Origin of the sequence: Nostocoides australiense Ben110, from assembly GCF_001050535.1 — a bacterium.
In the GTDB taxonomy this organism is placed as follows: domain Bacteria; phylum Actinomycetota; class Actinomycetes; order Actinomycetales; family Dermatophilaceae; genus Nostocoides_A; species Nostocoides_A australiense.
Genome location: NZ_HG764815.1, coordinates 2,794,785 through 2,806,549, shown reverse-complemented (window position 1 = coordinate 2,806,549; position 11,765 = coordinate 2,794,785). Strand labels below are relative to the sequence as shown.

General features: G+C 60.8%; 10 protein-coding genes. 2 read left to right on the top strand and 8 right to left on the bottom strand.

Annotated elements, in window-relative coordinates; all coding sequences use genetic code 11:
- Positions 1–10 precede the first annotated feature (10 nt).
- From BN11_RS13500 to BN11_RS13480, 7 genes are all read right to left on the bottom strand, one after another.
- On the bottom strand, positions 11–514 hold the full coding sequence (locus BN11_RS13500) for a vWA domain-containing protein (protein WP_157044157.1): 504 nt from the start codon (positions 512–514) through the stop codon (positions 11–13).
- A gap of 41 nt (positions 515–555) precedes the next feature.
- The gene (locus tag BN11_RS13495) at positions 556–771 is read right to left on the bottom strand and encodes a hypothetical protein (protein ID WP_048698468.1); all 216 of its coding nucleotides are present in this window, start codon (positions 769–771) and stop codon (positions 556–558) included.
- A complete protein-coding gene (locus tag BN11_RS22795; protein WP_157044156.1) occupies positions 768–1,655 on the bottom strand; it encodes a hypothetical protein in 888 nt (295 codons plus the stop codon). Before BN11_RS22795 ends, BN11_RS13495 begins: the two co-directional genes overlap by 4 nt.
- Positions 1,652–4,753 carry an FtsK/SpoIIIE domain-containing protein gene (locus BN11_RS21920; RefSeq protein ID WP_083433749.1) on the bottom strand — a complete coding sequence of 1,034 codons (3,102 nt, stop codon included), beginning with the start codon at positions 4,751–4,753 and terminating at the stop codon, positions 1,652–1,654. Before BN11_RS21920 ends, BN11_RS22795 begins: the two co-directional genes overlap by 4 nt.
- Positions 4,754–4,756: 3 nt before the next feature.
- Positions 4,757–5,722 (bottom strand): protein kinase family protein, encoded by a 966-nt coding sequence (locus BN11_RS13485; RefSeq protein ID WP_157044155.1) that lies wholly within the window; start codon positions 5,720–5,722, stop codon positions 4,757–4,759.
- Positions 5,723–5,769: 47 nt separating this feature from the next.
- Complete coding sequence (locus BN11_RS23840; RefSeq protein ID WP_162213236.1) at positions 5,770–6,558, bottom strand: protein phosphatase 2C domain-containing protein; 789 nt, start codon at positions 6,556–6,558, stop codon at positions 5,770–5,772.
- A gap of 559 nt (positions 6,559–7,117) precedes the next feature.
- A complete protein-coding gene (locus BN11_RS13480) occupies positions 7,118–7,897 on the bottom strand; it encodes a vWA domain-containing protein (RefSeq protein ID WP_157044154.1) in 780 nt (259 codons plus the stop codon).
- A 70-nt stretch (positions 7,898–7,967) separates the two neighbouring features.
- Here BN11_RS13480 and BN11_RS22790 point away from each other — a divergent pair, with 70 nt between their 5' ends.
- The gene (locus BN11_RS22790; RefSeq protein WP_157044153.1) at positions 7,968–9,893 is read left to right on the top strand and encodes a hypothetical protein; all 1,926 of its coding nucleotides are present in this window, start codon (positions 7,968–7,970) and stop codon (positions 9,891–9,893) included.
- Here the strand turns inward: BN11_RS22790 and BN11_RS13470 are convergent, their stop codons facing one another.
- Complete coding sequence (locus BN11_RS13470; protein ID WP_157044152.1) at positions 9,894–10,313, bottom strand: hypothetical protein; 420 nt, start codon at positions 10,311–10,313, stop codon at positions 9,894–9,896.
- 853 nt (positions 10,314–11,166) lie between these two features.
- Here BN11_RS13470 and BN11_RS13465 point away from each other — a divergent pair.
- The coding region (locus BN11_RS13465) for an IS256 family transposase (RefSeq protein WP_048701489.1) at positions 11,167–11,765 on the top strand (599 nt) is incomplete at its 3' end.

Sequence of the window (11,765 nt, the reverse complement as noted above, 5' to 3'; positions counted from 1 at the left end):
ACCGGCGGCTTCAGACCCCGACTACACCCTCGATTGGGATGAGCCAGATATGTGGACCGCGCGCGAAGTTTGGGGGAACCAAATCGGCGAACTCTGCACTGGGCTCATCGAGTGGTTCTCCATCCGCTAGAAGGAAGACGTGGGGTCGATACACCATGTAGCCTTCTCCCTTCAGGAGTGAGTAGTCGGCTTCAAGCTGAGACCGCAAGAGGCTGAACATGTCCGAGAAGGTCGACGCGCCAGATGGAACGAAAGTATGCCGGGACAGGTGCGAGCCTCTCGTGAGCGACGAGACTATCTCTGTCCGATCGTTGAACCCGATGATGGTGAAGCGGAGGATCTCATCCAGGAGGGGGTTCTTGATGCATTCCCGGATTACAGTTGAAATACGCAGATTGTTTATTGCATCGAGCGCTTCGCTAGCGGCCCATGACTGGTCGATTACGATGTAGATCGGTAGGACCTTGAAGCTGTCCGCATGGTCGAGCACAGACTGTGGAACCTCTGCATGCATGGTGCGCACCTCTCTGTGATGGACTCAGTATGCGCCTCCCGCTAGTTGAGCAGGCGCAGCGAGGACTCAAGTTCAGTGCTGAGCTCGGAGACCTGAGTCGATAGGTTGCGAAGCTCAGTCCTCATCGTCTCTATGACGCGGTGATCGAACTGGGGGCGGGACTCGTCGGTGAACGTGGAGCGGGTTTGCTCGGCGTGGCTCTTTATCTGCTCCGCGATGGATTGAAGCTCGCCGGACTGCTGGCCGACTACGGTCATGGAGTACTCCCGGTAACTCGTGCCGGAACGTAGTGCCGTCCGAACTGGCTCGCCACGAACACTCGATGCCGTCCATTCGTGATCGAGTACGAACCGTCCGGACGTAGTTCAAGTCGAATTGCGTCGCCGCCGAAGAACCCACTGAACGTGTCCGACAAAGACCTGGTTCCAAAGCTCCCGTTGGCCTGGTCGGCCGCCGCGAAGCTCGATGATGTCGAGCCGCTGGCAAGCCCGGGTAGCACCTGACTTTCGAGCAGATCGAATGCGTAGTCGAGGTCTTCGATCGAGTAACCCTTGCTGAAGTCCTGTGGTCCGTGGATCGGATTCTCAGTTTGGTCGATATCGGCGACCGGAACCATCGTGAATCCATGCGGAAGTCCGGGTACGGAGTGTGTTCCGAGTCCTCCGACGCCGGGCACGCTGGTCAGCATCGAACCGGCGCTGGCGGGTGCGCTCGATGACCCCAACCCTCCGGCGTTTACCGCGATGACTTTGTCGAGTTTGAAGCTCAAGTAGCGTTGTCCCTCGGCTTGGATACCTTCCAAGCGCTTGAGCGACGCGCGGGACCGTGATTCGAAGGTTGAGGCTGCCTGGGAGGCCTTCCTTTTCGCAGACAGTGCAGCCGCGAGGCGCCGCTGTGCTTCCGCTAGGGCTCCTGCTTCAACGGAGCAGTCGCTCCGGTCTCCACGCTGGCACGCTTGTAGTGCGATCTCGCATTGAAGCACCTTTGCTTGGCGTACTTTGACTGCGCCGTCGATAGCGGACAGTACCTGTCTCATCTCATGCAAAGTGGAGCGGTGCACGTCTGTGGCCTTCGCCAAGGTTGCTTTGAGGGTTAGCTGAAGTGCCCGAAGAGTTTGCGGATCGACGACAAGTTTGGTCATTGCGCGATCCGCGCCCAGGCTTTAGCGTCAAACGGCGCGAACGATACTGCCTTTGTCTTCTCGCCGGTCTGCTCCCACAGAAGCAGTTCGTCCCCGACCAACCTCTCAGCTTCATTCGAACCGGCCAGCTGATAGCTGCTGTCAGAGTCCATTCGTGCAAAGAGGCGGGCGCCGAACTGGCGCAACATATCAGCATTGGCAAGTATGCGTGAAGCTGCGGCACCAGTATCGCTGTGCAACACGACATGGACGCGTCCGGTAGCGGCAACCTCAAGTAGTTCCGACAACTTGTATGCAACGTCCCCGCCATCGATGAGGTCGCGGCTACGGTGGGTATTGGTCAGGAAAAGGACTCTCCTGGTGGAGGCTTTTGTTCCGCTCTGCTGGGCGAGCGCTCGCGCTTGGTCGAGATACGACTCAAACAAGTTTTTCCGCGCAAATCTGCGCTGAGGGCTAGCTATCGTTCTCTGCATCTCTCCCAATGCAAGGTCAAACGGTGTCTGCAAATCACCGAAATCAACGACGTCGAACGGGACTTTCGCCACTACGCACGTTGCAAGCATCGCGGACAGAGTGCCGAGACTGGGAGCGGAGGCACTCCCTCGCCCCGGTCCTGCCACAACTAAGAGATGCCCGTCTTCGTTGAGAGGAAGACGCGCCATCACCGATTCTGAGACGCCCATACCCCTTGCGACCAACAACTGTAGTCCGTTGCGTCCATCACACTTTGCGCTCAACTTTGTAGGAGGCCGCAGCCGCGAGAAATCAAGCACCGTTGGACGTCGAGGGTTAGAGGCCTTCATCGCCACCGCCTTGGCCGTCTTGTGAGCCGAGTCCTTCGTCTCGTTCGTAACTTGGATTTCTCGCTTGTCAATGCCGGGACGCTTCAGAATGGCCTTCCCGCTGCCTTTGCCTAGCCTGGCGGCGTCGAGGTCCTGCGGACCCAGGAAAATGCGCGAGTCATCTTCGCTGACCCGTAGCACGACCTTGGACCCGATCATGTTCGTGACGGCCGCCGGCAGGTGCGTGATGCCTTGGAGACTCTGGGTGGCAAGTACCAGGTGGACACCGAACGCGCGCCCCTCCCGGATGGTCCGGTCGAGCAGACCCGATGCGCGCATCGAGGTATCGTCATTCCCCGTATTGAGGAGCGCCTGGAACTCATCAATGACCGCGACAATCCTGGGAAGCGGCCGGACACCCGGCACGGATAGATAGTCGTCGAGCTTGTCGGGGTTCGCGCCACTCGGTGTGCGCGTGTTACGGAAGAGCTCACCGCGCGCTGCGATCTGTTCAATCAAGTCTTCGAGAACGAGGATCGTCGACTCAGGTGGAGCCTTGACGGTAATGACCTTGGCATGGGGTAGTTTACCCGTCGCGTAGACCGTGAACTCGACTCCCTGTTTTGGATCAAGGAGGTACAGTTCTAGGTCGCGTGGCGAGTAGTTTCGGACGAGATCACAAACCAACGCGTGAAGCAGGACGGACTTTCCCGTACCTGGCTGGCCACCGATGATGAGACCCGGCTCACTACCTGCAGATTCCAGCACCACCGTTGCGACGTCGCGATCCCCTGTCACACCGATCGCTGCCTCCACGCCGTGGGCTGCACTCTTGCGCCACCAGGTTGACGGATCGTCAGGGCTGGCGTCACGTCCACGGCCGGGCATCGCTTGAAGGCGCTTGGCCGTCGCCGAAGGACTGATGCTCCGAGGCTTGGCGCCAGAGATGTCTCTGTCTAAGCGCGCTACTAGGCTCCGGACTTCCGGCGCAGTCGAGGGAGTCCAGGAGGACCCACGCCAGAACACTAGCGGCCTCAGCGAGATATACCGTCGCCAGTCCTTCGACCGTATGTTGTCCACGGTCACCTGACTCGACCCGCTAGGGAGCGTCGGTAGGACACCTCGCATCCTAGGGATCATCTTGGCTGGATCATCCCAGACCTCGTTGCGCAGCACAGGCAAGCCGAATGAGTACCTGCCGGGGTCCGCTGAGAGGATGAGCGTGAACACCCCGCATGCTGGACCGGCTTTTACGAGCGTGTCGAGCTTGCGCATCACGTCATCGTCAACTCGCCCTGTTGGGAAGTCCATGAGCACAAGAAGGTGGTAGGCCTCCGCGACTTCACCTGCTGCACGGTTGTACTCCGCCAACGAGCTATGACGCGAGCCGAGGTACTGCTGCGTAACACGTGCCACGTGGCGTGTTAGATCATCGAGAAGTGGCTCTAGATCGGCCGCAACGACACGCACATCGGCGATGGCTGCACGTGTCGCATCGCCCAAGTCACTCAGGAACTTCAGCGAAGCACCAACCTTGACAGGATCAAAGAGGTGCACCTTCAGTAGCCCGGCAGGCAATAGCGCTAGAAGCCGCACGACGGTGGACTCCACTGATGTTCGATGATCAGTGGCAAACCCTCCATCTTGGACTAGGTCAACCAGGGTGGCGAATGGACTGGCTGGTGGCAGTCCTGCTGCTATCTGTGTCGTCAAACCCGACACTGCCGCGCTTCCTAGGTGCGGTACCACGACGTCAACTGCCCATGCAGCTTCGCCAACTTGGATTACGAGAGGTCCCTCGCCCGGGCTTGCCCGATCCAGTCCCTGCGCGAAGTCTTGGATGCCAGCGATGAGCGCCGGCGGCTGAGAAGCCGGGCTGGCAACCTTTGCAGGCAGAGCCCGGCTCCAGATACTGGCGACTGTCCGTAGTTCACTGACGAGCAGCTCATCAAGCTGGAAGAACCGCTGACTGACCCATTGGCTCTCCTTCTGACGGAGGACTTCCTTGCCGGACTGAAACCAAGGCATCCGCCCGGTTTGTAGCCGCTGGATCAGGTCAGACGGCGGCGAAGCTGAGGGAAAGTTCTGGGTGGACGGAACCGTTGCGTTCCATCGCGACGCGAACGCCCGTGAGATTGCATCACGCTCGGCGATGATGGCGTTCATCGAATCGGCCCGCGCATCGAGCCGCCTTACCACTTTCGTCAAGTGCGCTTCAACGCCACTTACCGTGCCCGCCAGTCCTCGCCGAATAACCGCGATGTAGTCATCCGGCGTTTGCTTCTTGACCCAGTAGGCCAATGTGGGAAGAGCCACGCGCTATCCTGAGAACGCCGCAAGTACATCGCGGGCGGACGGACGACTGTCAGGATCAGCATCAAGCATGCTCCGGAGAAGCCTGGCGCGCCTCGGGTTGACAAGACGCTCGATATTCGCGGTGGCCGTAGTCGAGACATACACGCTTTGGGTGTCATCTTCGTTGGGGTCTCGGGGGATGTGAAGAAGCCTCAGTGCCAGGAGGCCCATCTTGAAGATGTCGGACTTGATGGTTTGGATATTGGCCGCGGCGCGCGCGCGACTAATTTCAATTTGCGACGCTCCCTCCGAGATCAGCTTGTCACGCAGGATGGCCGCTGCCCGAACCTCAGGTGGGAACCAGTTCGGTGTGTGCATTTGCTGAATAGGGGGAACTCCACCTGCGAAGCGGAACGCGTCCACATCAAGGAACTTAGGCGTGAACTTTCTCCCGCTGGAGGCGACGCCCTTCGCGGGGTTAGTGACCACGAGGTTCTTCGGGCTGAAGTCACCGATCACCAGTCCATTCCTATGCAAGAAGTCAACGATCTTTAGAACATCGAGGATCAGGTAGAGCCGATCCTTTGCGGTTGCGGCGGGGATTCCGCGCTCAGGCTTCTTGGACTCAGGAGCCATGAGGTACTGCACCTCAAGAAGAGTCCTTTCACTCGGACCCACGCCACCAAATTCTAGGTCGAAGAAGAATGGCTCTGGAATGAGCTTCATGAGAATGCCCTGGGCAGTACCATTCTCAAGCACTAGCCCTTGCGGCCAGACGGTGTAGCGGCGAACGAAGCGCTGATCCTCAGTGTTCATGTCATCCGGGTGCAGAATGAGCTGAGGCATTGTGGTTGCCAATGAGTGGCCCGATTCCTCAAGGATTTCCTTGTGGTATCGCTTGAAGACGTACTGGCCTTCAGCTCCTGGTATGGGCGGTGGAGACGCCAGCTTGAAGACTGTGGCCTGTCCACCTCTACCGAGTTTGCTCATTTGTCCGAGGGCAGACTTTTGGATGGTGACATCCGCTGGGGTGCGGCTCATGCTGTTGCCCAGACGATTGCGGCGGTTCGATCGTCATCCGCGTTCGTGTTGACGAACGAGGAGGTAAAGAGAAGCTGAGTGGTGTCGAGTGGTTGCTGCCAGGCATCGAATAGGTACCGACCCACCGGGAGCGCACCCTCTCCTATAACGTCACCGAATCCGTCTGTGCAGAGAATGATCGCCTGGCCGGGGCGCAGTTCCCAACTTTCGATGTCAGGGTGTTCCCCGCCGATCGGCAATGGGTCACCAACCGAGTTGTCGACGGTGCTCGATGCAGCGTCCTTCCCATTGCCAAGCAGGCCCCAGCCTTGGGTGGGGTCAAGGACGTACAAACTTCCATCGCCCGAAATACGGACACGCCACACTCGCAGTGAGCCGTCCTTCCGGGCGGTGGGGGCAATGAGCAAGTCGCAGGTAGTCGACATTATGCGTGCAATGGTGCGATCTGAAATCTCTGGCGCAGTGTCGGTCGGGCCGACCTGCTGCTGCGCCCGGCGCTTGCCAAGTGCGCGGATAGCTTCTCGAGCCTTCCTACCCACTTCTGGCCAAGAGACATCCGCGGGGTCTGAGGCAGTGAGCGCCCGGATCGACTCCGTAACTGCGACTCGCGCGGCTTCAGTCGCTGCCACGTGGGAGAGCTTCCCCTCGGAGACACCGTCAGCGATTCCGATCACTACCCATGAATCATCGGAGCCGATCGCGTAAGCATCCTGACGCGGGATGCCGGACAAGTGATGGCTGGCACCCTTGATGCTGATTACCCCGATGCTGACGGAGTCGCTCACGATGCCAGAGTCGACAATCGAATCCGGAACGAACGCTCCAGCGAGTTTGCTTCTAACCGAAGGCAAGATTCGGAGCATTGCGCCTGCCTCGCCTACCTGTGTCCTGCCGCGATAGACGCCTTCCTGCACACTTACGTCATCTGGGGCTGCAGGTCGAGTCCACCGAAGCTCCTCCCGCTGGTCCGTAGGTAGGAGTGCAGCTTCGGAATCATCTGCCACCAACTGCGGCGGTTCTGCTGCATCTGTCTCGACCCCAGCGTGGGCCGAGGGTTCCGCGTCCACCTCAGCGGGGTTGAAGAGTTCTTGGATTTCCGCGAACGCATCGAAGGGCGGCGTGCTGGGCGAAGCATCCGGGAGCACCGGACTGCGCGGCTGAGGGGCCTGTTCCGGAGAAGTGGTTTGGGGTTCCTGCACCGGGGCTGGCGTCCTCTCCTGAGCAGGCGGTTCCGAATCGACGATGGGATCGTCGGGCGTCGTTGGCTTTTCCATCCCTTCAACCCGCTTCCGTGAAGGTCGGCGTTGGTTCGCTTTTCCCCGGCATCCGAACCACCAGGGCACCTCAGGACTCGATTTCTAGGAGGAAATCCTCGTCCGCAATCGCGTCGTCGTCCCATTTGAAGCCGTCGTCGGCTTCGGACGCGTCGCCGCTGCTGACCTTAGCGGTGCTGCTTACGATGCTCTGCATCAGAATTTCGATAAATCCGCCGAGTGCCTCCGAGGCTCCCGACCCATCTGCCGTAAGGAAGGCACGGCCCTTGCCTGCGGTGTAGGTCTCAACGACCTCTTGGGGCACATTGTGTCCAAGACCGAACACAGAAAGATTGGGGCGACGGTCGAAGTTCGGGTCGGTCAGCTCGGCGAATGCAGACGCAGGATCGTCAAGGGGCTCCCCGTCCGTGATGAGGAACACTGCTGGTCGGTAGACCTTGTACCCGTCAGCCTTCAGCGACGAGTAGTCAGCCTCGAGCTGTGACCGCAGGAGCCTGAACACCTCGGAGAAGCTCGTACCGCTTGAGGCCTCGAACGTGTGCTGAGCCAGATTCGTGCCTCTCGCGAGCGGCGACACTACCCGCGCACGATCATTGAACCCGATAACGCAGAACCTGGCGCGTTCGTCCGCCAGGGGATTCTTGACGCAGGTCCGGATGATGGTCGGGATCAGCGAGTTGGCTGCATCGATCGCGTTGTTTTCGGCGGGCGACATCGACCAAGAGTGATCGACGGCGATGTACACGGGGAGGATGTACTTCGCGTCCGCCTCAAGTGCTTCGAGTTGCTGGGTATCGGTGGCCACGTGTCTGCCTCCGGTCGTTGGGGTCGAGTCGAACACGCCGCCCACAGGCGTGGTGTACGGCAATACTGCTGTGCGAACTTGACTGGTGTCAAGCTCACCCAGGAAGATGATGTATGTGAACGGGGATGCTCAAGCCTCAACGCGTGGGCGCCATGTCTTCATCGTCGTCGAGTCCGGGCAGGCGTCGAAGGGGCTCGACTGGACCGCGATACGCCAGAACATCGCGGCGACCGGAGGCTACCTGTCGCTTGCACTGATCGATGGATCCCGCTCGAACTGGATCGTGCGCCCTGTGCCGACCGCCGACCAGATTCCGGCGCAAGTGTCGACGGTCGGAGCGGGAACCGCGTCTCCCGGCGTTGCCGCAGCGATCATAGACCAGTTGATGGAGGCCCAGGGCCTCGTCCCAGCCATCCAAACGACCGAGGTACGCCTGTACGGCGCTGCGCTTGCCGAAACCGAGCTCAACGACGCGCTTAGCGGAGAGAAGACGGTACAGCTCCGGGTATTTGACAAGAGCGCACTCCGCACCGCGCGGTCGACCTACAAGCCTCCGGCGGCTGCCGCGCAGAAACCTGCGACGGGGAGGGCGGGCAGAGCGTCGAGCACTCAGACCGCCGGAAAGTCTGCCGCTGCGTCGACGAGTCTACCGCCGGCGTACTACCTGCGGCAGCAGGCGAGGAAGGCTCCACCGTCAGTTGGACAGGCGACCCCCCAGGCGCCGAACCCAGTTCGCCAGGCCGCACGCCCGAGCCCAGTGCCCCCGACCACGGCACCGATAGTGACGACACCAGCGACCGTCGCCGCCTCGACCCCAACAGCCGGAATACCCCAAAGCACGACAGCGCCGAGTTCCCGCGAGGGGTTCGTCGCAAGGTTCAAACCTATGCGGCGGCTCTTTGCTGGCATCTTGGCAGCGATGACGGTCCTTCTCGGCGTGTTCCCAGGCTACGTTTGGACCAACATTTGGGGCTACTCCTACCCTCGGGATGCCGCACTAATTGCGGATGTCGTCTCCTACGCTCAGTCCAGGGCGTTCGGAGTCGCGCTCCTTTTCGGCGCACTGATTGCTCTCGTCGGGACGCGCGCGCGATGGCTTACGATGCTGGGCTTTGGATATGGGCTTCTATCCGGCGTGATGCCGGGTGTGATCCCTGACTTCCTCGTGTGGCCTGCACCACCAATTATTGCCGGAGTCCTGATGAACACCGCAAGCTTCTGGGGTATGTGGATGGCGTATGCGCCGGTACTCTACATCGGGCTGGGTGTCGCGGTCATCAGTACCGTGGCCAAGGTTCTCCCTGAGACCCCTCAGAGCGTGGTTGCTGCGCGTGCACGTAACCGGGTCTCGACGCGGGACTGGCTCGGCAAGCGCTCACTGGTCGACAAGTTTGCGATCTCGCTACTGCTCTGGTCGGCGTTCACGGCAGTTGTGCCTTGGCTGGTGGGGCGATTCGTTCTCCAGGACAACATCCTCTTCAGTGCGGGTTCCGGAGTCTTTGACACAGATGCACGTGAGTTCTGGGCCTACGCCCTTCCGCTCTACGTAGGCGGTATGGCTGCGTTGTTCGTCCTCGCAGGCCTCGCGATGGTCCTCCAGCCCTGGTCAGGGAGGAAGGGGGCAGGCATCGCTGGCCTCTTCCTGGTCGCTGCGGGGCTGGTCGCGGGTCACTTCGGAACGACCCTCTGGACTTCTGCGGAAGAGGGTACCGCGGCTCGGCTCATGTCAACCGCATTCCCGTTCGACGATCAATTCCTGACTTGCGGTCATGCGGAAGCTGTCTTGACTGATGATTCGGGGGAGTCGTGGCTGTACCAGGTCTGGACGGCGCGAATCAAGGGATCGGATGTCGGGTCACGAGACTGCAACCGCATTCAAGTGTACAAAGGCTGGCAGCACATGGACACGAAAGACTTGCCCGAAGGGCAGGTAGTCACGGACGGCCCAGATTTTGTAAGCGGGACTACCGTTGCAGACGCGGTGTTTCAGTACGTCCAAAGTGATGGTCAGACCATTCAGCTGCCGGTAAACGGCCAGTAGTCACGATCTGCTGATTCGAGTAAGTAGTTGAGCGAGCATGTATCCGACTACGCCAGAGGCCGGGGCGACGTCCCACATCCAAAGTTCGCCACCCTTCGAGATCACAAGCCAGAAGAACCCGATAACGCCTCCAACGGTGAAGAGAGTCGGCAACCAGGCGAACTTCTCATCGGCATTCCCAATTATCAGGTTGAGGACAAGCACGACGGCGCAGGTGAGGATGAGGACAAGGGCAAGATGGGCGTACAGTGTCGCAGGTCCATCCCCAACGCTTCTCCCGTTGTTCTCACTGGCGGCGAAGACTGCGGTGTTGAGGCCAGGGATGACCAGAGTGCCAAACGACGCTACATCCGGAGTGAAAAACCACAGAGGAACCGATACGCCAAGCATGATCCAAAACATCTTGAATGAGTCCTTCACGGTCCGTCCGTACCCCGGTTGGTTGACGGTCGAGACAGGCAGCGAGGGTGGAGTGGGGCTAGGAACGCGTGCCCGTGCTGGATGCGCAATCGGTGCCGATGCTCGGGAAGGCGGGCGAGCGGCTACCTTGGGCCTCTGGGTGTCGTCCGAGTGGGTGGTTGTTCTAGAGGATGTCACCCCAGGCAGGTGGCCTGCGCGACCGCTGTCAGGCCGCTCGTCGTGAATGTGAACGACGATGCTCCCGTCCTTGCGCGCTAGATCGGAGAGCGCGCGACCGGTCGAGACCTCTCCATAGACATGAACCTCAGTGCGCTGGACGCTAGGGATCGCAGCCTGGGCATGGTAGACCTCATCGAGCACTCTGGCCCACGCAGCTGATCCAGGTTCCTGCGCTGGCCTTGGCATCGTAATCTTCGGTGCCGACAACCGCGCATCCTGAGCTGGGACCACTGAGATCGCCAGCGCGCCATCGATAGCGACGGCTGATATCACGCTGTCAGTCTCTCCCGCCGAACGCCGAAGCCGTGACCAGTCGGCATGTTCACTAAACCCCGCCGTGGCAACGAGCACATAGTGAGTGGCTCCGCGTGACTGTCCGGGCATAATCCTCCATGCGTTGGCATATTTCGGACACGATAATACACGCGATCTGGCGGTCATAGTCGCCGACTTGACTCGCATCCACTCTCACCGAGGCGCGTCGGCTGCCCTGGTGAGTGAGCAATGATCAGAACCTGTGGATGGTCCTCGGCGGGGCGTGCGTGATGGGCGCACCTTCCCGAGGAAGATCTGGATGAACAGTTCGCTCTGATCAGGACCGGCGTTGGCGCGCTGGTTCGGGAAGGTACGCCCGATGCTCACGGTAGTTCACGAAGAGTCCGAGTCCAACCAGCACACCCCGGCAGCGGTCGGCGGGTCGATGCTGGATGAGTTGGCCCGCGAGGGCGCGCGGGCGTTGTTGGCGGCGGCGTTGCAGGCCGAGGTCGCCGCCTACATCGACGCCCACGCGGGTGAGGTCGACGAGGCAGGTCACCGGCTGGTGGTCCGCAACGGCTCGCACGCGCCTCGCGAGGTCGCCACCGCTGCCGGCGCGGTCCCGGTCAAGGCGCCGCGGGTCAATGACAAGCGCGTCGATCCCGTGACCGGAGAACGGGCCCGGTTCGCTTCGGCGATCCTGCCGGCGTGGGCGCGCAAGTCGCCGCAGGTGGCGGAGGTGTTGCCGCTGCTGTACCTGCACGGCTTGTCCTCGGGCGACTTCACGCCCGCGCTGGAGGGCTTCTTCGGGTCGGCCGCGGGCCTGTCGGCGGCGACGGTGACCCGGCTGACGGCACAGTGGCAGGACGAGGCCCGCGCGTTCAACGCCCGCTCGCTGGCCGAGAGTGACTACGTGTACCTGTGGGTCGACGGGATCCACGTCAAGGTCCGCCTCGAGCAGGACAAGGTGTGCCTGCT